This window comes from Methylobacterium sp. Leaf125 (assembly GCF_001423085.1).
Classification (GTDB): Bacteria; Pseudomonadota; Alphaproteobacteria; order Rhizobiales; family Beijerinckiaceae; genus Methylobacterium.
Genome location: NZ_LMNU01000012.1, coordinates 168,051 through 192,017, shown reverse-complemented (window position 1 = coordinate 192,017; position 23,967 = coordinate 168,051). Strand labels below are relative to the sequence as shown.

The 23,967-nt window shown below is 65.2% G+C and carries 24 protein-coding genes; 18 read left to right on the top strand and 6 right to left on the bottom strand.

Annotated features, from left to right (window positions below; all coding sequences use genetic code 11):
* The first annotated feature begins 205 nt into the window (after positions 1 to 205).
* From rplM to ASF58_RS12100, 3 genes are all read left to right on the top strand, one after another.
* Positions 206 to 667, top strand: coding sequence for a 50S ribosomal protein L13 (gene rplM, locus ASF58_RS12110; RefSeq protein WP_055952181.1), 462 nt, complete (start codon positions 206 to 208; stop codon positions 665 to 667).
* Positions 668 to 669: 2 nt separating this feature from the next.
* Positions 670 to 1,149 carry a 30S ribosomal protein S9 gene (gene rpsI / locus ASF58_RS12105; protein WP_055952176.1) on the top strand — a complete coding sequence of 160 codons (480 nt, stop codon included), beginning with the start codon at positions 670 to 672 and terminating at the stop codon, positions 1,147 to 1,149.
* A gap of 78 nt (positions 1,150 to 1,227) precedes the next feature.
* Positions 1,228 to 1,479 carry a hypothetical protein gene (locus ASF58_RS12100; RefSeq protein WP_055952173.1) on the top strand — a complete coding sequence of 84 codons (252 nt, stop codon included), beginning with the start codon at positions 1,228 to 1,230 and terminating at the stop codon, positions 1,477 to 1,479.
* A gap of 4 nt (positions 1,480 to 1,483) precedes the next feature.
* Here ASF58_RS12100 and ASF58_RS12095 read toward each other — a convergent pair whose 3' ends face one another.
* Entirely contained in the window at positions 1,484 to 1,987 is a 504-nt protein-coding gene (locus ASF58_RS12095) for a hypothetical protein (protein WP_055952169.1), read from the bottom strand.
* 246 nt (positions 1,988 to 2,233) lie between these two features.
* Between ASF58_RS12095 and argC the strand changes: the two genes are divergently transcribed.
* Positions 2,234 to 3,172 carry an N-acetyl-gamma-glutamyl-phosphate reductase gene (gene argC, locus ASF58_RS12090; RefSeq protein WP_055952166.1) on the top strand — a complete coding sequence of 313 codons (939 nt, stop codon included), beginning with the start codon at positions 2,234 to 2,236 and terminating at the stop codon, positions 3,170 to 3,172.
* Positions 3,173 to 3,997: 825 nt separating this feature from the next.
* Complete coding sequence (locus tag ASF58_RS12085) at positions 3,998 to 4,531, top strand: MucR family transcriptional regulator (protein ID WP_055952162.1); 534 nt, start codon at positions 3,998 to 4,000, stop codon at positions 4,529 to 4,531.
* A gap of 903 nt (positions 4,532 to 5,434) precedes the next feature.
* On the opposite strand, the gene ASF58_RS12080 is transcribed toward ASF58_RS12085, so the two are convergent.
* Positions 5,435 to 6,727: a hemolysin family protein gene (locus ASF58_RS12080; protein ID WP_244477295.1), complete on the bottom strand. Its 1,293-nt coding sequence runs from the start codon at positions 6,725 to 6,727 to the stop codon at positions 5,435 to 5,437.
* A 321-nt stretch (positions 6,728 to 7,048) separates the two neighbouring features.
* Here ASF58_RS12080 and ASF58_RS12075 point away from each other — a divergent pair, with 321 nt between their 5' ends.
* The 12 genes from ASF58_RS12075 to ASF58_RS12020 are packed head-to-tail and all read left to right on the top strand — an operon-like array spanning position 7,049 to position 20,095.
* Positions 7,049 to 8,161, top strand: a complete 1,113-nt coding sequence (locus ASF58_RS12075; RefSeq protein ID WP_055952159.1) for an SDR family NAD(P)-dependent oxidoreductase — start codon at positions 7,049 to 7,051, stop codon at positions 8,159 to 8,161.
* Positions 8,158 to 9,222 carry an NAD-dependent epimerase/dehydratase family protein gene (locus ASF58_RS12070; protein WP_055952156.1) on the top strand — a complete coding sequence of 355 codons (1,065 nt, stop codon included), beginning with the start codon at positions 8,158 to 8,160 and terminating at the stop codon, positions 9,220 to 9,222. Before ASF58_RS12075 ends, ASF58_RS12070 begins: the two co-directional genes overlap by 4 nt.
* On the top strand, positions 9,219 to 10,511 hold the full coding sequence (locus tag ASF58_RS12065; protein ID WP_055952153.1) for a TIGR04295 family B12-binding domain-containing radical SAM protein: 1,293 nt from the start codon (positions 9,219 to 9,221) through the stop codon (positions 10,509 to 10,511). Before ASF58_RS12070 ends, ASF58_RS12065 begins: the two co-directional genes overlap by 4 nt.
* A complete protein-coding gene (locus tag ASF58_RS12060) occupies positions 10,496 to 11,626 on the top strand; it encodes a glycosyltransferase family 4 protein (protein WP_055952150.1) in 1,131 nt (376 codons plus the stop codon). The genes ASF58_RS12065 and ASF58_RS12060 overlap by 16 nt, the downstream gene beginning before the upstream one ends.
* Positions 11,623 to 12,747, top strand: coding sequence for a glycosyltransferase (locus ASF58_RS12055; RefSeq protein WP_055952147.1), 1,125 nt, complete (start codon positions 11,623 to 11,625; stop codon positions 12,745 to 12,747). Before ASF58_RS12060 ends, ASF58_RS12055 begins: the two co-directional genes overlap by 4 nt.
* Positions 12,744 to 13,850 carry a glycosyltransferase gene (locus tag ASF58_RS12050; protein WP_055952144.1) on the top strand — a complete coding sequence of 369 codons (1,107 nt, stop codon included), beginning with the start codon at positions 12,744 to 12,746 and terminating at the stop codon, positions 13,848 to 13,850. Before ASF58_RS12055 ends, ASF58_RS12050 begins: the two co-directional genes overlap by 4 nt.
* Positions 13,847 to 14,965, top strand: coding sequence for a glycosyltransferase (locus tag ASF58_RS12045; RefSeq protein ID WP_055952142.1), 1,119 nt, complete (start codon positions 13,847 to 13,849; stop codon positions 14,963 to 14,965). Before ASF58_RS12050 ends, ASF58_RS12045 begins: the two co-directional genes overlap by 4 nt.
* Positions 14,962 to 16,065 carry an inositol-3-phosphate synthase gene (locus ASF58_RS12040; protein ID WP_055952138.1) on the top strand — a complete coding sequence of 368 codons (1,104 nt, stop codon included), beginning with the start codon at positions 14,962 to 14,964 and terminating at the stop codon, positions 16,063 to 16,065. The genes ASF58_RS12045 and ASF58_RS12040 overlap by 4 nt, the downstream gene beginning before the upstream one ends.
* The gene (locus ASF58_RS12035; protein WP_055952135.1) at positions 16,062 to 16,649 is read left to right on the top strand and encodes a histidine phosphatase family protein; all 588 of its coding nucleotides are present in this window, start codon (positions 16,062 to 16,064) and stop codon (positions 16,647 to 16,649) included. Before ASF58_RS12040 ends, ASF58_RS12035 begins: the two co-directional genes overlap by 4 nt.
* A gap of 13 nt (positions 16,650 to 16,662) precedes the next feature.
* Positions 16,663 to 17,448: a TIGR04290 family methyltransferase gene (locus ASF58_RS12030; RefSeq protein ID WP_055953677.1), complete on the top strand. Its 786-nt coding sequence runs from the start codon at positions 16,663 to 16,665 to the stop codon at positions 17,446 to 17,448.
* Positions 17,445 to 18,353 (top strand): hypothetical protein, encoded by a 909-nt coding sequence (locus ASF58_RS12025; RefSeq protein WP_055952132.1) that lies wholly within the window; start codon positions 17,445 to 17,447, stop codon positions 18,351 to 18,353. Before ASF58_RS12030 ends, ASF58_RS12025 begins: the two co-directional genes overlap by 4 nt.
* Positions 18,350 to 20,095 carry a hypothetical protein gene (locus tag ASF58_RS12020; RefSeq protein WP_055952129.1) on the top strand — a complete coding sequence of 582 codons (1,746 nt, stop codon included), beginning with the start codon at positions 18,350 to 18,352 and terminating at the stop codon, positions 20,093 to 20,095. Before ASF58_RS12025 ends, ASF58_RS12020 begins: the two co-directional genes overlap by 4 nt.
* 124 nt (positions 20,096 to 20,219) lie before the next feature.
* Here the strand turns inward: ASF58_RS12020 and ASF58_RS12015 are convergent, their stop codons facing one another.
* The gene (locus ASF58_RS12015; RefSeq protein ID WP_055952126.1) at positions 20,220 to 20,660 is read right to left on the bottom strand and encodes a PaaI family thioesterase; all 441 of its coding nucleotides are present in this window, start codon (positions 20,658 to 20,660) and stop codon (positions 20,220 to 20,222) included.
* 167 nt (positions 20,661 to 20,827) lie between these two features.
* Between ASF58_RS12015 and ASF58_RS12010 the strand changes: the two genes are divergently transcribed.
* Positions 20,828 to 21,277: a CoA-binding protein gene (locus tag ASF58_RS12010; RefSeq protein ID WP_055952122.1), complete on the top strand. Its 450-nt coding sequence runs from the start codon at positions 20,828 to 20,830 to the stop codon at positions 21,275 to 21,277.
* 9 nt (positions 21,278 to 21,286) lie between these two features.
* On the opposite strand, the gene ASF58_RS25795 is transcribed toward ASF58_RS12010, so the two are convergent.
* Genes ASF58_RS25795 through ASF58_RS24935 form a run of 3 tightly spaced genes read right to left on the bottom strand, consistent with a single transcriptional unit; the run spans position 21,287 to position 23,966 of the window.
* Entirely contained in the window at positions 21,287 to 22,012 is a 726-nt protein-coding gene (locus ASF58_RS25795; RefSeq protein ID WP_156375642.1) for a hypothetical protein, read from the bottom strand.
* Between the two features lie 45 nt (positions 22,013 to 22,057).
* Positions 22,058 to 23,038 carry a hypothetical protein gene (locus tag ASF58_RS25790; protein WP_156375641.1) on the bottom strand — a complete coding sequence of 327 codons (981 nt, stop codon included), beginning with the start codon at positions 23,036 to 23,038 and terminating at the stop codon, positions 22,058 to 22,060.
* Positions 23,019 to 23,966, bottom strand: a complete 948-nt coding sequence (locus ASF58_RS24935; RefSeq protein WP_082513014.1) for a site-specific DNA-methyltransferase — start codon at positions 23,964 to 23,966, stop codon at positions 23,019 to 23,021. Before ASF58_RS24935 ends, ASF58_RS25790 begins: the two co-directional genes overlap by 20 nt.
* Between the last annotated feature and the right edge of the window lies 1 nt (position 23,967).

The following is a 23,967-nucleotide window of genomic DNA, read 5'->3' as shown; positions in this document are numbered from 1 at the left end:
CACCCTCGAAAGTGCCTACGGTATCTGGATACCGTAGGCACGAAAGGGTTCAACGGATTGCGTTTTCTGGCGTCCGCGCAGCGCCGAACTGTGCCTTTCCGGCTTGACGAAACACACCCGTCGGCCTAATGGAGCCGGCAACGCCGTCGCGTCCTGCACGCGGCGGCGCATCGTTTTGTCCAGACACCATACGGAACGCCACGGGATGAAGACCTTTTCTCTGAAGCCCGCCGACGTCGACAAGAAGTGGATCATCGTCGATGCGGAGGGCCTGGTCGTCGGCCGGCTCGCCTCCATCGTCGCCATGCGCCTGCGCGGCAAGCACAAGGCCGCGTACACGCCCCACGTCGATTGCGGCGACAACGTCATCGTCATCAACGCCGAGAAGGTGAAGTTCACCGGCCGCAAGCGCGAGCAGAAGGTGTACTACCACCACACCGGCTACCCGGGCGGCATCAAGGAGCGCACGGCCAAGTTCATCCTCGACGGTCGCTTCCCCGAGCGCGTCGTGGAGAAGGCCGTGGAGCGCATGCTCCCGCGCGGTCCGCTCTTCCGCCAGATCATGGGCAATCTCCGGGTCTACAAGGGCTCCGAGCATCCCCACACCGCCCAGCAGCCGCAGGCGCTCGACGTCGGCAGCCTCAACCGCAAGAACGTGAGCGCTTGATCATGGCGACCCTTCAGTCCCTCTCCGACCTGAACCGCGCGAACGTCGAGTCGCCGGAGAACGCCGCCCCGGTCCACGTGCAGAAGCTCGACGCCCAGGGTCGCGCCTATGCCACCGGCAAGCGCAAGGACGCGGTGGCCCGCGTCTGGATCAAGCCGGGCACCGGCAAGGTCGTCGTCAACGGTCGCGCCGTCGAGACGTACTTCGCCCGCCCGGTCCTGCGCATGATCCTGCGCCAGCCCCTGCAGATCGCGAACCGCGTCGATCAGTACGACATCACCGTCACGGTGCATGGCGGTGGTCTCTCGGGTCAGGCGGGCGCCGTGCGCCACGGCCTGTCGAAGGCGCTGACCTACTACGAGCCAGAGCTGCGTTCGCCGCTGAAGCGTGAGGGCTTCCTCACCCGCGACAGCCGCGTCGTCGAGCGCAAGAAGTACGGCCGCAAGAAGGCCCGCCGCAGCTTCCAGTTCTCGAAGCGCTAAGCGCCTCCTTCGATCTATGTCTGGACAGGGCGGCTTCGGCCGCCCTTTCCTTTTTCGGCTGCAGAGAGACGAGTTCCCATGGCGAAGCCCTTCCGACGCGTCACCGAACCCGACGCTTCCGCAGTGACCCTCTGTCTCGCGCAGGCGGACGGCGCGACGACGGGGGAAGTGAAGCTCGCCGATGGTCGCCTCTTCAGCACCACCGGCGCGCTTCCCATCGCCCAGGCCTTCGGCATCGCGGTCCATCTCGCCAACGAGAGCGACCGCGAGATCGTGGTGATCGACCCGCAGGACCTGTGGAAGCCCTCCTGGGGTACGCTGACCGCCTGACCGGTCAGGCGTGAAGGGCGCGCTCGAGTTCGCCCTTCGACATCTTGGAGCGTCCCGGGATGTCTTTCGCGCGCGCCGCCTTCAGCAGGTCGGCCTTCGTCGTCCCGGAGCCGGATTTGCGCGCGGCGGCGGTCTTCTTGGCGACGTCGGCGGGCTGCTTCGAGAACTGCTTGCCCTTGGCCGAATCGGCACGCTTCTTCTTCGTCGAACGATCGTATTCGGATTTTGACACCGACTCGCGGGCCTTCTTCGGCAGGTAACGCTCACCGGTCTCGCCGCTCTTCTTGCCGGACTTGGTGTCCCACTCTTCCTCGGTCCACTGCTTCAGGTGGTTGTCGTCCGTCTTCTTGCCCTCGTAGCCGCCGCCGGCATCCTTGTAGGCCTTGGTCGCCGCCTGGGCCTTGCGTGCCGACCACTGCCCCGGCTTGCCGCCCTTGTCGGAGGCCGTGACCTCCTTCTTCACCTTCTCCCAGAGCTTGGGATCAGTCTTCTCCGCGCTGGCTGACATCCGCTGTTCCTCATTTGCGGATCTGTGCTGCAGGTCTGTGTTGCAGCCCTCTTCGGGCCATAACCGGCCAGTCAACGGCGCCGTTCCAGGCGAGCGGAAACGATACACAGGCTTGATCGAGCGTCATCAGGCCTTATTCGTGCGTCGCGAAGACATTGACTTGAGGAAGCGTCCCGGCCACGTGGCGCGCACGGGTCGATGCGGGATGCGTCTTCGTCGATCCGACGAAAAGGATGTCAGGTGTCCATGAGCGAGAACGGTGCCGGGCGGAAGCCCACGGTCTTCATCGACGGCGAGGCAGGGACCACCGGTCTCGGGATCCGCGAGCGCCTCGAGCGCGACGGTCGCGTCGCCCTGAAGAGCATTCCGCATGAGAGCCGCAAGGACATCGCAGTCAAGCGCGAGCTCCTGCAGGCGGTCGACCTCGTCGTGCTGTGCCTTCCCGATGCCGCCGCCAAGGAGACCGTGGCCCTCGCCGACACCTTGCCGGACGGCGGCCCCCGCATCCTCGACGCCAGCACGGCCCACCGGGTCGATCCGTCCTGGGTCTACGGCTTTGCTGAACTCGAACCCGCGCAGGCGCAGGCGATCCGGGAGGCCCGGCGCGTGGCCAATCCCGGCTGCTACCCGACCGGCGCTATCGCCCTGCTTCGCCCCCTGGTGGAGGCCGGTCTGATTCCGTCGGACTACCCGATCAGCATCAACGCTGTCAGCGGCTACAGTGGTGGCGGCAAGTCCATGATCGAGACTTACGAGGCAGGCCAGGGGGAGCCCTTCCTGCTGTACGGTCTCGGTCTCGGCCACAAGCACCTGCCCGAGACCCAGACTTATTCCGCCCTGACGCGTCGCCCGATCTTCATCCCGTCGGTCGGAAACTTCCGGCAGGGCATGCTGGTGAGCGTGCCGCTCCACCTCGATACCTTGCCGGGCTCACCGACCGTCGCGGATCTCGAGAACGTCCTGCGTGCCTATTACGAGGGACAGGATCTCGTCCGGGTGATCCCCGCCGCTGAAGAGGAGCGGATCGAGCCGGAAGCCCTCAACGACACCGACCGGCTCGAATTACGGGTCTTTGGCAAAGACGCGTATCGTCAAGCGGTCCTCGTCGCGCGCCTCGACAATCTCGGGAAGGGCGCATCGGGGGCTGCCGTACAAAATATCACCCTGATGCTTGGGCTCGACTGATCACCCGCGCCTGCGCCCCCGCCCTGTTCGGTGGGGGTGCTCTCCGATATGGGACGGTCCGTCGAGAAGGCCCTGCCCGACACGTGATGCGTGCGCGTGTCGACACCGCGATCGATCACCGACAGACGTCCCTGCACTGAGCGGCGCGACGCTGTACCGAAGCCTTGATCGACGAAACGTCCCACAAATCATAGCTCGGTTCTCCTTCCATCGCGATCGCAGAGGCGTTCGCGAAGATGAGCTATTGGCAAACCAGAAAATGGCGACCCAGCTTCCTCGCCAATGACCTCCGGTCAGAGCGCTCGCACCGCCTTCCCCAAGCATTTCTCACTGATGCTGTACGAACTCTCGTCCATTCATTGCGAACACCATAAAATTGTTCTATCGAACGCAATGTTATGTCCGATGATCGGCCCGAATCTAGTCGGAGGCGATCGAGGCAGCATTTGATGCTCATGAAGAGGCGCGAGTTTCCTTCGGTCCGTTTGGGTGAAGCCTCCGATGGCGGTCGCGCCAGGAATGACGGTCGATTGGAGGAGCGGATTTGGTTCAGGGCTGATCTTGCCGCGCTAACGAGGTGGTTTTTCCAGCATCGTTCTCTGAATCACCCATAAATTTCCACGCCTGCACGATCGGTGACGGTCTTGTTGGGCAACCGGAACGCGACTGTTGCAAGCTCTGCAGGCGATACGCGAAAAATTGATAAATGATCCACACAGACAGGATGAAAAATCGCTGATCCTGTGATGTATCATCTTGCTTGCAAAAAGATCTCAGCCTACGCTTCAAGACAACATCGGCACTTATGCAGATTGGCTACGAAACATGACCGAAACAGACAACGACGCAGCTCGACTCATCACCCTGGCCGCCGACATCGTCTCGGCCTACGTTAGCAACAATCATGTACAGAGCGCGGAGCTTCCTAAGCTGCTCAGTGATGTGCATGAGGCGATCCGTGGCGTCACTGCCAGCGGCACGCCGGCGGCCGAGGCCGGGCCGCCCAAGGCGACGCCCCAGGAGATCCGCCGCTCGATCACGCCGGACTATCTGATCAGCTTCGAGGACGGAAAGCAGTACAAGACGCTGCGCCGCCACCTGACCCTGCGTGGCCTGACGCCGGAGCAGTATCGCGCCAAGTGGGGCCTGGCGCCCGACTATCCGATGACCTCGGCAAGCTACTCGGAGCAGCGTTCCGAGTTGGCGCGCGCCCTGGGCCTTGGTCAGCAGCGCCGGAAGGGCGTGGCCAAGACCGCGCCGGAGGAGACCGTGTCCGCTGCGCCGCCCGAGGAGGCGGCGACCGAGGCTCCGCAGGCGGAGAAGAAGCGTCGCGGCCCGCGCAAGAAGGCTGACGCCTGAGTTTCTACCAGGTCTGCACGCATCCAGGTGCGTGCAGACCATTTTCAAGATTGCTTTCGATGCAGAGTGTGCGTCGTTCGGGGTCATACCTGCTCGGCGACACTTGCGTCGACGCTTAAGTTGTCAGCCGTTCCAACGCGGGTGTGTCTTGAGCGAGTGATCGCTCGACAACCTGTCTCAGGCGTGGTGCTGCAGCCGCATTGCCGCGGCACGGGTCTGTCTGGTTTCCGGAAGCTGATCATTGGCACTTGGTCGGTTGGCGTGCGCTATGCCGTCATCGGACCGCTGCAGCTCTGCTGTGGCGTCATGCAGGAAGCACTCCGCTCCGCCCCGACAAAACCGCCGACAATCCTGCTGTCACGCCGCTTGTGTGCGCTCACGCGCGTGCGCCTTCGTGTATCGTCCGCAGGGCTCATCCGCATGGGTCGCGGAGCGCTGAGGGCGCCGTAGGCTCGCGATGGCGAGGTACGCGTTCTATCCTTCAGCCATCGCGTCCGCCTGGAGTCGCGTTCTGAGCGGACGCTCTCCCCGTTTCGTTTCGCGGGCCCGGCGGAAAGTCCACCGGTGTCCTTCTCGCGCCGGTGTGGGGCTCAGCGTGGCGGTTTAGCTCCCCCAACGCTGCTCGGGTCTTGTCGTAGTCGATCGGCCTTCGCTCCGAGCGCTGCCCGCGCACCGAGCCTGGATCTTCACGACCTGAGCGGGAGACCGCGCAAGATCCGCGTTTCGTTCGGACGCCTCGGGCGGGCGCCTGCCGGTCGTCCACGCAAGCGGCAAATCCACCGGGTCTTTGTGGTAAAGGCGGCACTCGGACGTCACTGCGGCCTGCTGGGCGTCCGGCGGTCCGCTCCCGGATCCACGGATATCTGTCGACCGTGCGCGGCGGCCGCGTGAGCCGCCCGAGCCTTAGGACAGAGGAGTCGCCAGAACCTTATCGATACGGCGCCCGTCCATATCGACCACCTCGAAACGCCAGCCGTGAGACTCGAAGTGGTCGCCCGTCCCGGGGATTCGCCCGAGGCGGAAGATCACGAAGCCGGCCAGCGTCGTGAAATCATCTGAATCGGGGTGTTCGGCGAAGGCGAGTCGATCGAAGGCCTGGGAGGCCGGCATCATGCCATCGATGAGGAGCGATCCATCCTCTCGCTCAATGACGCTCGGTTCGTCGCCGACCTCGGGGATGTTTCCGGCGATCGCTTCCAGGAGATCGGTCTGGGTCACGATTCCCTCGAGGCTGCCGTACTCGTCGACCACCACCGCCATCCGCACGGGCTTGGCCTGGAAGGTCTCCAACACGGCGAGGATCGACATGCTCTCGTGCACGACGATCGGCGGCTGGGTCACGGCCAGGACGTTGACCGGCTTGCCGTCGAGCAACTGGTTGAGCAGGTCCTGCTTGCGGACGACGCCGACGATCTCGTCGACTTCGCTGCGGCTCACCACCAGCTGAGCGTGATCGCATTCTCGCACGGATTTTAGGATCGCCTCCGGCTCCTCGTCAGCATCGACCCATTCGACTTCGTGCCGCGGGGTCATGATGTCCCGCACGCGACGCTCGCCGATGGAGAAGATGCGTTGCACCGCCTCCTGCTGCGCCTCCCGGATCAGGCCCGCTTCCTGGCTCGCCTGGACGAGGAGATTTAGCTCGGCGGTGGAGTGCAACGAGCCCTCGCCGTGGCCCGTCTGCAGGCCGAACATTCGGACGACGCCGTTTCCGAGGCCGTTGAGGAAAAGGATCGCCGGGCGGAACACGAAGAGGAAGACGCCCAGGGGCCGGACCACCGCGAGGGAGGTTCGTTCACTGCGCTGAAGCGCGAGGCTCTTCGGGGCGAGCTCGCCCAGGACGATGTGCATCGCCGTGATGATGACGAACGAGATGACGACCGCGATGGTGTGGGCTGCCGTGGTGCCCACGGGATCCGGCAGGAAGCTGAGCGCCGGCACGATGATGTGCGCGAGGGCCGGTTCACCGACCCAACCGAGGGCCAGGGATGAGATCGTGATGCCGAGCTGCGTCGCGGCCAGATAGGCGTCGAGCTGATCCGTGGCGCGCTGGAGAGATCGGGCATTGGTCCGTCGCTCGGAAACCAGTTCGGCGACCCGGCTCTTGCGCACGGAGACGAGGGCAAATTCGGCCGCCACGAAGAACCCATTGGCGAGCACGAGGGCAAAAACGGCGAGGAGGCCCAAGCCGGTCACCCATACATCGTCGGAAATCGTCGTCTCCTCTGGTCAGCGCCGGATCTCTACCAGCAACGCGCGTACCGGGCCACACCGAACCCGTCTCGGAAACCGTGCGGCGAGCCGACGGATGTGAGCCGACAGCCGTGCCTGCCGGTCACGTCGGGAGACCTTCGTTTTTCGAGGAACAAAGCTGAGAACTTACGGTTCTCGGGTCGAATAGGCTTTCGATCTGAACACCGGGACATAATCTTAGCCGTCGACACCAACAACCTATGTTATTCAGCCTAATTAACGCAAGTTAATGCTTGAATTCCTAGATTGGAGCCAGGTAGCTTAGTGACGGAAACCATTCTGATTACCGGCGGAGCCGGATTTATCGGTCGCCATCTTGCGCAAGCACTCCTGCACAGGGGTTACCGTGTACGGGTGCTCGACAGTCTGATCGAGCAGGTACACGGAGCCGGTGCGAAGCCGGACCAGCTACCCCGCGACGTCGAGGTGATCATCGGCGATGTCCGCGATGCCAAGGCGGTTGCGATGGCCGTGAAGGGCGTCGATCGCGTCGTCCACCTCGCTGCCGAGGTGGGGGTCGGCCAGAGCATGTATGCGGTCGAGCGCTACGTCTCGGTCAATGATTGCGGGACGGCCGTGCTCTTCGAGGCGCTGATCGCCCACCCGGTGAAACGGGTTGTCGTCGCGTCCTCCATGAGCGTCTACGGCGAAGGCTTCTATCGAACCGCCGACGGCGACCTCGTCGAGAACGCCGAGCGGCGTCCTCGCCGCGCCGACGAGCCCTGGGATCCCGTCGATACCACAGGGCGAGCCCTGGAGCCGGTTCCCACGCCGGAAACCAAACTTCCGTCGCTCGCCTCGGTCTACGCGCTGACGAAGTACATGCAGGAGCGACTGACCCTCACGCTCGCGCCCGCCTACGGGATGGAGGGTGTGGCTCTGCGGCTGTGGAACGTCTACGGGCCCGGACAGGCGCTCTCGAATCCCTATACGGGCGTCTTGGCGATCTTCGCGGCACGAATCCACAACGGGCAGCCGCCGATGATCTTCGAGGACGGCGAGCAGCGTCGCGACTTCGTGCACGTGGAGGACGTTGCCCGCGCCTTCGTGCTGGCCCTCGAACATCCCGCCGCGGCCGGCCGGGTCTACAATGTCGGCAGTGGAGCCGATCGCTCGGTGCGTGAGGTCGCCCGGCTCCTCGCCGAGGCCATGGGCCGTTCGGATATCGCGCCGGAGGTTTCCGGCAGAGCGCGCGCAGGCGATATCCGGCACTGCATCGCTGACATCACGCGCATCGAACGCGAACTCGGCTACCGGCCTCAGCGCGACTTCTCCGAAGGATTGGCGGAACTCGCCGGCTGGGTCGCCCAGCAGCAAGCGGTCGATCGCGTGGCGGAGGCGCGGCGTGAACTCGAAGCGCGAGGTCTCGTGGCGTGACGAACCGTCCCGTACTCATCACCGGCGGTGCCGGGTTCGTTGGTGCCAACCTCGCTGATGCTCTGGCTCGGGACGGGCAACACGTCATCGTCTACGACGCCCTGGTCCGGCCCGGCGTCGCCCGGAACCTCGCTTGGCTGGAAGGCCGCCATCCCGATCGGATCACCACGGTTGTGGCCGACATCCGCGATACCGGGAGCCTCGACCTGGCGGTCGCGGAGGCGGGCGCGGTGTTCCATTTCGCCGCGCAAGTGGCTGTCACCACCAGCCTCGAGGCGCCCCGGACGGATTCCGAGATCAACCTCGTCGGAACGATCAACCTTCTCGAGGCGGTGCGGGCGCAGGGCCGGCCCATCCCTCTTCTCTTCGCCTCGACCAACAAGGTCTACGGCGACTTGCCCGACATCGCCCTGGACCGTGCAGGGGACGCCTACCGCCCCGCCGACGCGACCCTTCGCGAACGGGGCATCGGTGAGGACCGGCCGCTCGACTTTCACACGCCCTATGGCTGCTCCAAGGGAGCGGCGGACCAGTACGTCCTCGACTACGCCCGAAGCTTCGGCATGCCGACGGCGGTGTTCCGCATGAGCTGCATCTACGGGCCGCGGCAGATGGGGACCGAGGATCAGGGCTGGGTCGCCCATTTCCTTATCCGGGCGCTCGAGGGCCAACCGATCACGCTCTACGGCGACGGAGCTCAGGTTCGCGACATCCTCCACGTGCGCGACGCGGTGGCAGCCTATCGCGCCGCGCTGGCCCGCATGGATACGATCCGCGGGCGCGCCTTCAATCTCGGGGGCGGACCGACCAATGCCGTCAGCCTGCTTCAGGTCCTCGACCACATTGCCACGCTGACCGGCCGCCCCGTCGAACGCGTCTTTCGCGCATGGCGACCGGGTGATCAGCGCTACTATGTCTCCGACACACAGGCGGCGGGCGCCGCCCTCGGCCTCAGCCCCGCCACGGACTGGCGCCAGGGCGTGGCAGACCTCGCCACCTGGCTCGCCAGTGAGCGAGGGCTGACGTTGGGAGCCGCCCCTTGGGCCGGCGCTGCGGAATGAGAGTCGCCCTCGTCAACCCGCCCTGGGACTACCGCAACAGCATCTATTTCGGGTGCCGCTCCCCGCACCTTCCACTGGAACTCGCCTACAGCGCGGTACTGCTTGAAGCGGCCGGCCACGCGACGCTGATCGTCGACGCGCATCTCGACGCCTTGAGTATCGCTCAGGCGGCCGAGACGGTCGCCGCCTTCGCACCCAGTATGACGGTTGTGGCGACGGCGCCGACCTACCTGTTCTGGCGCTGCGCCCCGCCGGAGCTGCGCATCCCGCGCGGGTTTCTCGACGCCCTCGCGGGGCGTGGCGGCCGCACCGTCGCGGTCGGCCCGCACGGCTCGACGACACCCGGCCCGACCCTCGACAAGCTCGCCTGCGACGTGGTCGTGCGCGGCGAGTGCGAGGAGATCGTCGCGCGCCTCGCCGAGAGCGACGACCTGAACGCCGTGCCGGCCCTCGCCTTCCGGCAGGACGGGGCTCTCGTCGTCACCGGCCCACCCCATGCCAGCCGGTTCACCGATCTGCCTGCCCTGCGCTGGCCGGAGCGGTGGATCGCGCGACACTCACACCACCATCATCGCTTCGATGCCGCCCCCGACGGACCCGGAGCCGAGGTCGAAGCCTCGCGCGGCTGTCCGTACCATTGCAGCTTCTGCGCGAAGATCGACTTCCGCGATGCCTACCGCCGCCGCGACCTCGGAATCGTCCTCGACGAGATCGACGGGCTGATCGCCCAGGGGGCCACCTACCTGTACTTCATCGACGAGATCTTCCTGCCGCAGAAGCCTCTCCTCGAAGCGCTGGTGACCCGGGACGTCCGTTTCGGAGTGCAGACCCGCATCGACCTGTGGAGGCCCGAGATGCTCGATCTCCTCGGCGCCGCGGGCTGCGTCTCCATCGAAGCCGGGATCGAGAGCTTGACGGAAGCCGGGCGGGCTGCCCTCGACAAGAAATGCCGTGCGTCCACCGACGATCTCGCCGAACGTCTCGTCTATGCGCGGCGGAGCGTGCCCTTCGTCCAAGCCAACCTTATCGCCATGGCGGGTGATGACCCCGCACTGGTCGCCGAGTGGCGCGACCGCCTGCGTCGGGAAGGGGTCTGGGCCAACGATCCGGTCCCACTCTACCCCTACCCCAGCTCACCGGATTATCGCCGCCTTTGGGGTGAGCCGGACGATCAGGCCTGGGAACGCGCCCACGCCCATTACCTCGGACAATTCGAGCGCTTCAGCGACATCCAGGAAGAGCGTCCGCTACCACTCCGGGAACTGGAGGCCGCATGCGGCTGCCGGTGAAGACCCATCCGCATGTCCTGATGACGGCCGATGCGCTCGGTGGGGTGTGGCAGTACAGCCTCGATCTCGCGCAGGGCCTGGTGCGACGCGGGCTGACCGTGACCATCGCCGTGCTCGGGCCGGCGCCGAGCCCCGCGCAGATCGCCGCCGCCGAGAGCGCCAGCGGCGCCCGCATCCAAGCTACCGACCTGGCCCTCGAATGGCTGGCGAAGGACCCGGCAGAGGTGCTGGCCGCCGCGGAGGCCCTGGTACGCCTCGCCGCGAGCCTGAAGGCCGACATCGTCCATCTCCACTCCCCGGCCTTCGCATCCGCGCATTTTCCGGTGCCCGTCGTGGCCGTCTGCCATTCCTGCGTCGGCACCTGGTGGGACGCGGTCGAGACCGGTCCGTTGCCGCGAGACCTTGCCTGGCGTCGCGATTGCGTGGCCGAGGGCTGCACCCACGTCGATACTCTGCTGGCGCCGACGGAGGCGTTCGCCGTTGCGACACAGCGGGTCTACGGCTTGGCCGAGCCGCCCCGGGTGGTGCGCAACGGGCGTCGGACCCCGGCGGCGCCGACACAGACGACGTCGCCAGCATCCTACGTCTTCACCGCCGGGCGCCTCTGGGACCGGGCCAAGAACGCGGCGACCCTCGATCAGGTCGGTGCACGCATCGACTGGCCCTTGCGGGCGGCGGGTCCGCTGGAGGGCCCGGCGGGAGAGCGGGTGCAGGCCCCGCATCTCGACTGCCTCGGGCGCCTCGACGATGCGGGGGTCGCCGCCCAACTCGGCGCACGCCCGGTCTTTCTCTCGCTGGCCCGCTACGAGCCCTTTGGCCTCGCCGTGCTCGAAGCAGCCAGCGCCGGCTGCGCCCTCGTTCTCTCCGACCTCGCGAGCTTTCGCGAACTCTGGGAGGGCGTGGCGCTCTTCGTCGATCCCTCCGATGCTGCGGGCGCCGCGGCGGCGATCCGTCAATTGGCCGACGATCCCGCCGAGCGGGTCCGCCGAGGCCGGGCGGCGCGGACCCGTGCCGAGCTCTACGGCGTCGACGCGATGACCGACGGCGTTCTCGCGGTCTTTCGCGCATGTTGGACCGACACGCCTGTCCGCGCCCTGGCCGGGGCGGCTGCATGAGGATCGCCTATTTTACCCACTCCCTGGCCTCGTGCTGGAACCACGGCAACGCGCATTTCCTGCGTGGCGTCCTCCGCGAGCTGATCGCCCTCGGCCACACCGTCGAGGCCTACGAGCCGCAGGGGGCCTGGAGCCTGGAGAATCTGCTTCGTGACCATGGATCTGCGGGCCTGGATCGCTTTCGCCAGGCCTATCCGGACCTGACGTCGGAGTCCTACGGCGCGATCGATGCCGTGGTCGAGCGAACCGCAGACGCGGACGTCGTCATCGTGCACGAATGGAACGACCCCGCCCTCGCCGCGGCCCTCGGTGCGAGACAAAAGGCCGGCGCGCGCTACACGTTGCTATTTCATGACACGCATCACCGGGCCGTCAGCGCGCCGGACGAAATGCGTCGCTTCGATCTCTCCGGCTTCGACGGCATCCTGGCGTTCGGCGAGACCCTGGCGGCGGTTTACCGCGATTGGGGCTGGGGTCGGCGCGCTTTCGTCTGGCACGAAGCCGCCGACACCCGCCTGTTCCGTCCGCCTGCCACCGAAGGCGTTCGCACGGGACTGATCTGGATCGGCAATTGGGGCGACGACGAGCGCAGCGAGGAGCTGGAGACATACCTCTTCGCGCCCGCGCGCGCCGCAGGGCTCGATCTCGACATCTTCGGCGTACGCTATCCCGAGACGGCGATCCGAACCCTGGCGCGCTACGGCGCGCATTATCGAGGCTGGGCGCCGAACGCCGCTGCACCCACCCTGTTCGCGCAGCATCTCGCCACCGTCCACGTGCCGCGCCGGTTCTACGTCCGCCACCTGCCCGGCATCCCGACGATCCGGGTGTTCGAGGCGCTGGCCTGCGGAATCCCTTTGGCTTCTGCGCCGTGGGAGGATGCGGAGGGACTCTTCCGGCCAGGGATCGACTACCTCATCGCTCGCGACGGAGCCGAGATGGAGCGTCACCTGCGGGCGCTGCGGGAGGACGACGCCCTGCGCACAAACCTGCGTGCGCAGGGGCTTGCGACCATCGCGGCCCGTCACACCTGCGCGCACCGGGCGAACGAACTGCTCGGCATCGTCGCAGCCCTGCGGACCCCCGAACGCCGCACCGAATCCCGGGAGAGATCCGCATGAAGATCGCCTTCTACGGCTCCAGCCTGCTGTCCTCCTATTGGAACGGGGCGGCGACCTACTATCGCGGCCTCCTCAGCGATCTGGCCGCCCGCGGGCACCAGGTGACCTTCTACGAGCCGGACGCCTTCGACCGGCAGCAGCATCGTGACATCGACCCGCCCGCCTATGCCGAGGTGAAGGTCTATCCGGCCACCGTGGAGGCCATGCGCGCCGTCGTGGCGGAGGCCGCCGGAGCCGACGTCGTCGTCAAGGCGAGCGGCGTCGGCGTATTCGACGACGAACTCCTCGACGGCGTCCTGGCCGCGGCGCGCCCGGAGGCGATCCGCATCTTCTGGGACGTCGATGCGCCCGCGACCCTGGCGGAGATGCGCGCGGATCCGCAGCACGTCCTGCACCGGGCGATGCCGGCTCTCGACCTCGTTCTCACCTACGGTGGCGGCCCCCCGGTGATCACCGCCTACGAGGGGTTCGGCGCCCGCCGCTGCATCCCGATCTACAATGCCCTCGATCCGGCGACGCATCACCCGGTGCCGCCGGAACCGCGCTTCGCCGCCGACCTCGCCTTCCTGGGCAACCGCCTGCCGGACCGTGAGGCACGCGTCGAGGCGTTCTTCCTCGATGCCGCGGCGCGCCTGCCGGAGCGTCGGTTCCTCATCGGCGGCAGCGGCTGGGAGAGCCGGAGGCTGCCAGGCAACGTGCACCATCTCGGGCACGTCTATACGCGCGAGCACAACGCCTTCAACACCTCGCCGCTGGCGGTGCTGAACATCGCGCGCGACAGCATGGCGGCCGTTGGGTTCTCGCCGGCGACGCGCGTGTTCGAGGCGGCGGGGGCCGGAGCCTGCCTCATCACGGATGCCTGGGAGGGGATCGAACTGTTCCTTGAGCCCAATGCGGAGGTGCTGGTCGCCCGGGACGGCCGCGAGGTCGCCGAGCACCTCGCGTGTTTGACGCCGGAGCGGGCCCGGCGGATCGGCGAGGCGGCGCGCGCGCGCATCACCTCCGACCACACCTATGCCCGCCGAGGGGCCGAGGTCGATTTGATCCTGAAGGAGGAGGCCGCTCGCAAGGGGACCCTTGCCCCGGTCCGGAGCGTCGCATGAACCGCCCCCTACGCCTCGTCGTACTCGGCCTCAGCTTGTCCTCGTCCTGGGGCAATGGGCACGCCACCACCTATCGGGCCTTGCTCAAGGCCTTCGCTGCCCGTGGCCACGACGTCCTGTTCCTCGAGCGCGATGTGCCCTGGTACGCGGAGCATCGGGATCTGCCGGAGCCCGGCTTCTGCCGCTTCGCGCTCTATCCCGATCTCGCGGCCCTCGACGCTTGGCGCGACGAGATCGCAGGAGCCGACGCCGTCATCGTCGGGTCCTACGTGCCCGACGGCATCGCGGTCGGAGATCGCGTGCTGGCCTGGGCCGAGGGCCGCGCCGTCTTCTACGACATCGATACGCCCGTCACCCTGGCGCGCCTCGAAGCGGAGGATTGCGCCTACCTGGCACGGCGGCAGATCGCGGATTACGACCTCTACCTGTCCTTCACGGGTGGTCCGACCCTGCGCCTACTGGAGGAGGCCTACGGCTCGCCGGCGGCCCGCGCCCTCTACTGCTCCGTCGACCCGCAGGCCTACCCGCCGCTGGAGCGCGCCCCGGCCTACGACCTCTCGTATCTCGGCACCTACAGTCCCGACCGACAGCCGACCTTGGAGCGCCTGCTGCTGGAACCGGCGCAGCGCGCGCCCGAGCTGCGCTTCTGCGTCGCCGGCCCGCAATACCCCGACACCATCGCTTGGCCGGCCAACGTCACCCGGATCGCGCATTGTCCACCGGACCAGCATCCGGAGTTCTACGCGGCGAGCCGCTACACCCTGAACGTCACGCGCGCCGACATGATCCGCGCCGGCTACAGTCCGAGCGTGCGCCTGTTCGAGGCCGCCTGCGTCGGCACGCCGATCATCAGCGACAGCTGGGATGGCCTCGCCACGATCCTGACTCCGGGCTCCGAGATCATCACCGTCGAGGCGCCCGACGAGGTTCTGTCGATCCTGCGACGGCAGCCGGAGGCGTCGCGCCGGCGCATCGGCGCGGCTGCGCGCGCGCGCGTGCTGGACCGGCACAGCGCCGCGCACCGTGCGCTGGAGTTGGAGGAGATCCTGCGCGCCGCCATCGCCATGCAGGGCGCGGCGGCCGAGGTGCATCCCTTGGCGGAGGCTCGCGCATGAGCACAGGCCCGATCCGCGTCGGCCTCGTCGGGGTCGGCAACTGCGCCTCCTCCCTCGTGCAAGGTCTGCATTACTACCGCGACGCCGACCCCTCGGAGACGGTGCCGGGGCTGATGAACGTGTCGCTGGGCGGCTACCACGTCCGTGACATCGCGGTGGTCTCGGCCTTCGACGTGAACGGCGAGAAAGTCGGGCGCGACCTCGCCGACGCGATTGCGGCCCCGCCCAACAACACCATCCGCTTCGCTGAGGTGCCCCGCACCGGCATCACCGTGCAGCGGGGGCCGACCCTCGACGGTCTCGGGCGCTACCTGAGCGCCGAGATCCGCGAGGCGGACGGCCTGGCGGTCGACGTGGCGGCGGAACTGGAGCGTACGCAGACGCAGGTGCTGGTCTCGTACCTTCCGGTGGGATCCCAGGCGGCCACCGAGCACTATGCCCGCTGCGCCCTCGACGCCGGCTGTGCCTTCGTCAATTGCATCCCGGTCTTCATCGCCTCCGATCCCGCCTGGCGGGCACGGTTCGAGCAGCGCGGCCTTCCGCTCCTCGGCGACGACATCAAGAGCCAAGTCGGTGCCACCATCGTGCACCGGATGCTGGCCAACCTCATGCGGGAGCGCGGGGTGCGCCTCGATCGAACCTACCAGCTGAATTTCGGCGGCAACGCCGATTTCAAGAACATGCTCGAGCGTGAGCGCCTGGAATCGAAGAAGATTTCCAAGACCCGGGCGGTGACGAGCCAGCTCGACGTACCCCTCGATCCCGATGACATCCATGTGGGCCCGAGCGACCACGTTCCCTGGCTGACCGACCGGAAATGGGCGCAGATCCGCCTGGAGGGCACGGCCTTCGGCGGGGTTCCCCTGTCGATGGAGCTCAAGCTGGAGGTGTGGGATTCGCCGAATTCCGCCGGCATCGTCATCGACGCGGTACGCTGCGCCCGCCTCGCCCTCGACCGTGGGATCGGCGGCGCGCTGGTCGGGCCTTCGAGCTACTTCATGAAGGCGCCGCCCCAGCAGTTCACCGATGCGGAGGCGCGGGCGCGCACGCGGGCCTTCATCACCGGCGAGCCCGAAGCCTCGGCCGTGGGCGCCCCGTGACCCGGGTCATCCTGGTCCGCCACGGCAGCCACGACCGGCTGAACCGCATCCTGTGCGGGCGCATGCCCGGCGTGAGCCTCGGTGCGCAGGGTCGTGACGAGGCGGATCGGCTCGCCGAGGCCCTGCGAGGCCGTGGCGCCGGAGCGCTACTGTCGAGCCCCCGGGCACGAACGCGGGAGACCGCCGCGCCGATCGCCGCGGCGCTCGAGCTGGCGGTGAGCGAGGAACCGGGCCTCGACGAGATCGACTTCGGCGACTGGACCGGTCGGGCCCTGTCCGATTTTGCCAGCGACCCGGCCTGGCAGGCCTGGAATACGCACCGGGCGGACCATCGGCCCCCCGGGGGCGAGAGCATGGGCGAGGTGCAGGCCCGCGCCCTGGCGGCCCTCCTGGCGCGACCGGAGGAGTGCCTGATCGCGGTGAGCCACGGCGATGTCATCCGGGCCGTCCTCCTCGGTATCCTGGGCCTCTCCGTCTCCGCCTACGATCGCCTCGTGGTCGAGCCGGCCTCGATCAGCGTCGTCGAGTTCTGGCCGGGAGGCGGCCGGGTCTGCAGCGTCAACGGCACGGCCCACCTGCGATGAAGGGTTCGCCATGATGAGACCCGAGGAACACCCGCGCGGCGGGACGGAAGCCCTGCGCCGCGAGATCGAGGCGCTCGGTCCCTGGTTCCACAACATGAACCTCGACGGCGTCTGGACCGCCCCGGAGCACTTCCTCGGCGATTACCCGGCCGTGAAGTGGCGGGGTTTCGCCGACGCGATCCCGGCCGACCTGACGGGCCGGAGCGTCCTCGACATCGGCTGCAACGGCGGGTTCTACGCCATCGAGATGAAGCGCCGGGGCGCCGCACGGGTGCTCGGCCTCGATTCCGATGATCGCTATCTCGCCCAGGCGCGCTTCGCCGCGCAGATGACGGGGCAGGACATCGCGTTCGTGCAGGGCTCCGTCTACGACGTCGGGTCGCTCGGCGAGCGCTTCGACATCGTGCTGTTCATGGGCGTGCTCTACCACCTGCGCCATCCGCTGCTGGCGCTGGACCTCATTCGCGAGACGGTGGCGGGGGACCTGCTGGTCTTCCAGTCGATGCAGCGCGGCGCGTCCACGGTCGCCCCGGTGGCGGAGGACTACGATTTCTTCGCCACGGCGCCCTTCGCCGAGCCGGGCTACCCGAAGCTGCACTTCATCGAGCACCGGTATTCCGGCGACCCGACCAACTGGTGGGTGCCCAACCGCGCCTGCACCGAGGCGATGCTGCGGGCCAGCGGCTTCGCCATCGTCGGCCACCCCGAGGAGGAGGTCTATCTCTGCCGCTGTGCCGAGAAGCCCGAGCCCGGGGCCGTCTATCCGGCGCCGCCGCGCGCCCAGGAGATGCCCGCGTGATCGAAGCCGTGATGCTCTGGAACGAGCCCAACAACAAATCCCACTGGGACCCGGAGCTCGACCCCGACTGGCACCGCTTCGCCGCGATGGTGACGGCCGCGGGCCGCGCCATCCGGGCGGAGAACCCGACTCTGCCGCGGGTGCTCGGCGGCATCTCGCCGATCGACCCCGGTTTCATCCAGCGCATGGAGCGGGCGGGCGCCCTCGACGCCGTCGATGCGGTGGCTGTGCACGGCTTTCCCCTCGACTGGAATCTCTGGCAGATCCACGAATGGCCCGCCAAGATCGCGGAGATCCGCGCGGTCACGAACCTGCCGGTCTGGGTCTCGGAGGTCGGCATCTCGACCTTCGGCGCCGAGGAGGTGCAACTCTGGGGCGTCGACCGGACGGCGGAGCTGCTGATCGGGCAGGCGCCGCGCATCCACTGGTACAGCCTCTACGACCTGCCCCGGGAATGGGAGGCGACCACCCGGCACCGGGAGGCGGAGGGCTCCTCCTACTACCGCCACTTCCACATGGGGCTGCTGAACCAGGACGGCACGCCCAAGCGCGCCCTGGAGGCGTTCGCGCGGCATACGCCGGCCCTGGGCCTGTGCCAGTGGTTCCACTACGAGGACCATCGGCTGGAGGAGGCGGTGGCCTGGATGAAGCGCCTGGGCGTCACCTACCTGCGCACCGGCCTGTCCTGGGCCGACAGCTTCCGGCCCAACGCGCTGGACTGGTTCGACCGGCAGATGCGGGCGCTGGAGGCGTTCGACGTCACCGTGACGTTCTGCTTCACGCCGGAGCATCGCGGGCTGTCCCCGCACCACACCAGCCCGCCGATCGACCCCGCGGAATACGCAGCCTTCTGCGCCGCCATGGTGCGCCGCTACGCCCCCGGCGGGAGCCTCCCCGGCGCGTGATCGTCTTCGGCAAGCGTGACCGCGCGACGGACCCGCGCGATCTCCTGGGCGACGTGGCCGCCCGGCTGCGGGCGGCCGCGGCGGGCCGGGACCGGACCCGGCACGAGGCCCTGGCGGCGGCCCTGATCGCCGCGGGCATGCTGCTGCAAGGCCTTGCGGATGCTGCATTTTCCGAAGCCGGCGCCGATGCCCCGGCGCCGGACCAGGACGCCGCGACGGCGCTGATGCTCGCCCTGGCGGAGGCGGTCGATGCCTCCTGGGCGAGCGGGTTTCGCGGGCCGGTGCCGGATGGCGAGCCGGCAATGTCCACCCTCGCCGCCCTGGCGCTGCCGGCGCGGATCACCGCGCGCTGGTGCGAGGGCTTCGCGTTTTACGCAACCTACCCGGAGACTTACGCGATGGCGGCCCGGCGCTCCGACCTCGGGCCCGAGACCCTGGTGATCGGCATCCGCAGCATCGGCGCGCCCCTGGCCGCGATGGTGGCGGCGGGGTTGGGGAGCCGGCGCATCATCACCGTCCGGCCGGTGGGGCACCCGTTCGGACGGGAACTCGCCCTGTCGGAGGCCCTGGCGGCCGAGATCAGGGCGTGGACGGGGCCGGTGGCGGTGGTCGACGAGGGGCCGGGCCTGTCGGGCAGTTCGTTCGGGGCGGTGCTGGACGCGCTGGATCGGCTCGGGGTGGCGGAGGAGCGCATCACCCTGTTCCCGAGCCATGACGGGGCGCCGGGGGCGCAGGCGGGAGCGGCGCAGAGGCGGCGCTGGGACCGGATGCGGCAGCACATCGTGAGCGCCGACGCGGTGATCGGCGCGCCGGAGCAGGGGCTCGCGGCCTGGGTCTCGGAGGGGGCCGGGGCGGCGCTGGAGGAGGTCTCCGGCGGCGCGTGGCGCCGGCACCTCTATGCCGACACGGCGGACTGGCCGCCAGTGAACGCCTGGCAGGAGCGGCGCAAGTTCCTGTGGCGGCAGGACAATCGCACCTGGTATCTGAAATTCGCCGGGCTCGGGGCCCCCGCCGAGGCCAAGCTGGCGCGGGCCCGGACGCTGTCGGCGGCAGGGTTCATCCCCGCGGTGGTGGGCCTGCGGCACGGCTTCCTGGTGGAGCGCTGGCACGGGACGGCGATGCCCCTGCAGGCGGCGGACGGGTCGGCCTGGCTCGAGCGGATCGGGGACTATCTCGGGTACCGGGCCCGCACCTTCCCGGCAGGGGCTAAGGATGGGGCGGAGAACGGGGCAAATTTGCAGGCCCTGATGGCGATGGCCCGGCACAACGTGCTGACCGCATTGGGAAAACCCGCGGCGGCCACCCTCGACCGCTGGACCCCCGGTCGGCTCACGGCCCTGGAGCGGAGCGTCCGCCGGGTCGAGACCGACAACCGGATGCAGCCCTGGAAATGGCTGGCTTTGCCCGACGGGCGGCTCCTCAAGGCCGATGCCCTCGACCATGCGGCGGGGCACGACCTCGTGGGCTGCCAGGACATCGCCTGGGATGTGGTCGGCGCCGCGGAGGAGTTCGGACTGTCCGAGAACGCCCGTGTATACCTCGCGGGTCGTGTCGAGGTCGCGGGGGATCGGGCCATCGACCCCGAGCTGATCGCCTGCCTCACCCCGTGCTACCTCGCGTTCCAGGTCGGGTCCCTGACCCTGGCCCTCGGAGCCACCGGGGACCCCGCCGAGACGGCCCGTTTGCGGCGCCGGCTCGACACCATGACCGAGCGCCTGTGCCGGGTCCTGGCGCAGCCGTGAGTCGGCGCGATTCGCCGGATCGGGGCTCCGGCGAACTCGGGCCCGACGCGACGGGCGCCCGCTCCGGCCGGGACGGGGGAGCCGCACCACCCGCGAAGGTCCGAGAGCCGAGCCGGCAACGGAGTCAGGCGCCGGGTGGAATCGCGTAGGTGCCGGTGGCGTGGCAGACCAGGGGGCCGCCGTCCGGGCCGGTGATGTGGACTTCGCCGACGGCGAGGCGCCGGCCGAGCTTGAGCAGGCGGGCGCTGCCGAGGAGCCCCGTGGGTCCGGGCTTGCGCAGGAAGTTGAAATTGAGGCTGGTGGTGACGGCGAGCGCCACCGGGCCGAGGCTGGCGAGGATCGCCGCGTAGAGGGCGTAGTCGGCCAAAGCCATCATGGAAGGGCCGGAGACCGTGCCGCCGGGGCGCAGGTGGCGCTCGTGGTGGTCCATCCGCATCCGGGCGAGGCCGGGGCCGACCTCGACGAGGTGGTAGGTCCGGCCCCCGGCGTCCATCTGCGGGAAGGCCGATTCGAGGAAGGCCACGGTCTCTTCCAGGGAGAGCGTCTGCGGCAGGGTCTCGGACATGGACGGACACTCCGGTTCACCGGGCCGCCACCGCCCCGATGCGGCGGGACGACCGCGCGACGACTTGCGGACACTCGGCGCATCTTGGCCACGAGTCTTGGCCGGGAATCTTATCGACGACCCGCGAAGCCTTGCAGCACGCCGCCGCTTGCCCGACAAGATCCAGGATGCGCCAGTCCCACGATGCCTACGACCCCGCCCTGATCCGCCGGGTCCTCACCGAGACCCGGACCATCGCGCTGGTGGGCGCCTCGCCCAACCCGGACCGGGCGAGCCACCACGTCATGGCCTTCCTGCTGGCGCGCGGCTACCGCGTGATCCCGGTCAATCCCGGGCTCGCCGGACAGACGCTCCAGGGGCAGCCCGTCTATGCCCGCCTCGCCGACCTGCCCGAGCCCGTCGACATGGTCGAGATCTTTCGCAGTTCCGACGCAGCGGGTGGGGTGGTGGACGAGGCCCTCGCCCTCCCCCAGCCGCCGCGCTTCATCTGGATGCAGATCGGGGTGCGCGATGATGCGGCGGCGGAGCGGGCTGAGGATCAGGGATGTGTGGTGGTGATGGATCGGTGTCCGGTAATCGAAATATCCTTGAAACTGTCGATCCGCCACGTTTCATAAATGTATCAACTAAATTAGTTTTGTGCTTTCTATTTTGGTTGATATAATAGAAAAAAGAGCTTCTCCCATTTGGTTGTATTGACTAGACTTGTAGGAGTTAAAGTCAAACTTTTCTAACTCAGACAAAATTTGAATATAATATTCAAAACTTCCAATTTTTCCAAGCTTAACTAGTCGACGAAAAAGCGAAATCACCCCGTTTGTGAATGTAGTGTTGAGAATGCCACCGGCCTTTTTATCGACTGTCCACTTTTCTTTCGATACAACAGCCCTGATTGCGGCGAAAAATAGATCTAAATTCTTAGAGCAATATTTAATGTAGTTTTCGAGACCCTCGGAGTCATCACCTTTGGCGACATTCACTTTCTGATCGTAAGTCCAGTGCTGGAACAAGGTATCATGTTCCTGAATGCGAACTAATGGTACGATCCCATATGAGACAATAGTGGTTGTTTTGAGCTTAGACTTATCAAAGAAATATTTGACAAAAAGTCCATTGAGTGGCCCTTTGCCATCGTTAATACTATTCATTACTTTTCTTGCTATTGAATCGGGAGAGTAGGGTTTCAGGAGGAGGCCAATTTCCTGTTTGAGATCAGACTTGGGCGTCGTCTGGTTCGCGTTTATCTCTAGAAACAGCTTAGCTTCGAATCTTATACGGTCAGCTTCTGCCATTTTAGCTGGAAACATTATACCTGTAACAAGTAGATTTTGTTGATTGCGAAGGTTGACCATCTTATCTTCTTGCGTGCCACCTTCGTGATAAGAATAAACTCGATGTTAGCCATCAATCAGCCCAATAGAATTATATTCTACAGGAAGGTTTACCTTACCCGGAGTAGTTTTTTTAATATCGGCTACGTCTATAGTTGTGTTTGATTCGGTCACAAGCTGTGAATTTGACGGCAAAGTAACAATAATATTATTAACGAAAACATTATTACCATCGAGCAAATGTTTGCGGATGCCTTCTACTTTTGATCTTAAAATCATTCGCTGATAGATATCTGACTCGTCTCTCCACCCATCGCGCCGTAACACGTATGCCCGCGACAGAAGCGCCGACGCATCTACGTAAAAGGATACAACTTTAAAGCCTTTAGGGAAATGAGAGTGAGTCCCCGGCAAAACTGACCCAGAGTAATAATCACCAGATCCCGCCGTAGTAGCAATAACCGACGACCCAAAATTTTTTGCCTCTACTGACAAAAATGCAAGAAACTCATATTTGGCAGAGTATTTAATCGTACCCGAAACATTTTCAAAATATCGAAGGACATTATAATCAAGGAATGAGATATCAATCACTTGAGACTTAGTTTCGCTTTTAATGGTATTCAAAGAACAATATACAGCGCGAACTTGGAAGTGATGGTTTGCGTACTTGCTAAGAAACAAAGAGCTTATCGAAGGATATTTCTCCTTTAGGAATTCAACGAATACCTCAGGGTCTTTGTAAATAGCTTGATATATATAATTTTTTTTCTTCAAATGATCCGAAACGTTGCTTTCTGAACTCGTTGTGTATTCTGCTACAACGACAACGTTTTCATGAATAAAAATGTCATCAAAATCAGATTTTATACCTTTAAATTCAAATTCTTTATCTGATAATTGCGCTATCCGAGTAAAACCTATGTTTCGGAACAGATTCCTAGCAAGCTTGATGTGCTGATTCTTAGTGCGCAATTCAGCCTTAAGCTGCGGAGAAACAGTTTTTTTTGCCTTTTTAACCTTTTTGCTAGACTTGGGGGGCGGCATCGACACTATCTCCTAAGGAAAAACTTTGCCACTCATCTGGTATCCGAGACACTTTTTCGGTTTGACTGGGCCGCCGCACCGGAGTGCCAAGGCGGCGTATCGGTAAATTGCCTTCCAGCAGCAATCGTATCCGTTCCTCGGCGATGCTGAGATAAAGATTATCTTTATCGAAACCTAAAGCCTTCCGTCCATGCTTCACTGCCGCAATAACACTTGCACCTGTTCCTACAAATGGATCAAGGATATTGTCGCCTTCGCCAGTAAAAGCGAGTACACAACGCTCCGCGAGCTCGATCGGAAATTGGCATGGGTGAGATGTTTTTTCCGGATGATTTGCTTTAACATTTGGAATGTCCCAAACCGGATTATCTATGAAATCTTTTTGGGCCGAGAATTCCCATACATCAGACGGATTCTTTCCGAGTGGATTACCACTTGGTTTTCCCGCTTTGTCTGCTCCCTTGCGGGGAGCGTGCCTTTTGCCGGGATAGAGTTGAGGAACTCGAACGTCATTCAAATTGAAAATGTAATTTTCGCTCTTCGTAAACCAAAGAAGTGTCTCGTAGCGACCTGAAAACCGTCGATCTGCATTGAGTCCGAAATTGAATTTCCAAATAATTCGATTACGTAGTTTCAGGCCGCGCGCGCGAAATATGTCAAGGAAGATACTGTCTAATGGAATTAGTTCGCCTGAGCGAACATAGTTGCCAACCTGCCAACATAAGCTTCCATTGTCTTCAATCATATCAACAATTAGGTCGGCTATATCCTTCTGCCATACGATGTAATATTCAAGAGATCTTTTTACGTCGTTTTCATAAGACTTCCCTATATTATAGGGAGGCGACGAAATTACGAGGCGATATTTTTCGCCCTTGCTCTTACGAAGCAAGTCGATCACGTCGCCGTTTGCGAGTTTCCAGTTCAAT

Bases quoted from the DNA above. Each gene is read 5' to 3' on its own strand.
- rplM (WP_055952181.1), top strand. From the start codon at position 206: ATGAAGACCTTTTCTCTGAAGCCCGCCGACGTCGACAAGAAGTGGATC.
- rpsI (WP_055952176.1), top strand. From the start codon at position 670: ATGGCGACCCTTCAGTCCCTCTCCGACCTGAACCGCGCGAACGTCGAG.
- ASF58_RS12100 (WP_055952173.1), top strand. From the start codon at position 1,228: ATGGCGAAGCCCTTCCGACGCGTCACCGAACCCGACGCTTCCGCAGTG.
- ASF58_RS12095 (WP_055952169.1), bottom strand. From the start codon at position 1,987: ATGTCAGCCAGCGCGGAGAAGACTGATCCCAAGCTCTGGGAGAAGGTG.
- argC (WP_055952166.1), top strand. From the start codon at position 2,234: ATGAGCGAGAACGGTGCCGGGCGGAAGCCCACGGTCTTCATCGACGGC.
- ASF58_RS12085 (WP_055952162.1), top strand. From the start codon at position 3,998: ATGACCGAAACAGACAACGACGCAGCTCGACTCATCACCCTGGCCGCC.
- ASF58_RS12065 (WP_055952153.1), top strand. From the start codon at position 9,219: ATGAGAGTCGCCCTCGTCAACCCGCCCTGGGACTACCGCAACAGCATC.
- ASF58_RS12060 (WP_055952150.1), top strand. From the start codon at position 10,496: ATGCGGCTGCCGGTGAAGACCCATCCGCATGTCCTGATGACGGCCGAT.
- ASF58_RS12055 (WP_055952147.1), top strand. From the start codon at position 11,623: ATGAGGATCGCCTATTTTACCCACTCCCTGGCCTCGTGCTGGAACCAC.
- ASF58_RS12050 (WP_055952144.1), top strand. From the start codon at position 12,744: ATGAAGATCGCCTTCTACGGCTCCAGCCTGCTGTCCTCCTATTGGAAC.
- ASF58_RS12045 (WP_055952142.1), top strand. From the start codon at position 13,847: ATGAACCGCCCCCTACGCCTCGTCGTACTCGGCCTCAGCTTGTCCTCG.
- ASF58_RS12040 (WP_055952138.1), top strand. From the start codon at position 14,962: ATGAGCACAGGCCCGATCCGCGTCGGCCTCGTCGGGGTCGGCAACTGC.
- ASF58_RS12030 (WP_055953677.1), top strand. From the start codon at position 16,663: ATGAGACCCGAGGAACACCCGCGCGGCGGGACGGAAGCCCTGCGCCGC.
- ASF58_RS12015 (WP_055952126.1), bottom strand. From the start codon at position 20,660: ATGTCCGAGACCCTGCCGCAGACGCTCTCCCTGGAAGAGACCGTGGCC.
- ASF58_RS12010 (WP_055952122.1), top strand. From the start codon at position 20,828: ATGCGCCAGTCCCACGATGCCTACGACCCCGCCCTGATCCGCCGGGTC.
- ASF58_RS25795 (WP_156375642.1), bottom strand. From the start codon at position 22,012: ATGGTCAACCTTCGCAATCAACAAAATCTACTTGTTACAGGTATAATG.
- ASF58_RS25790 (WP_156375641.1), bottom strand. From the start codon at position 23,038: ATGCCGCCCCCCAAGTCTAGCAAAAAGGTTAAAAAGGCAAAAAAAACT.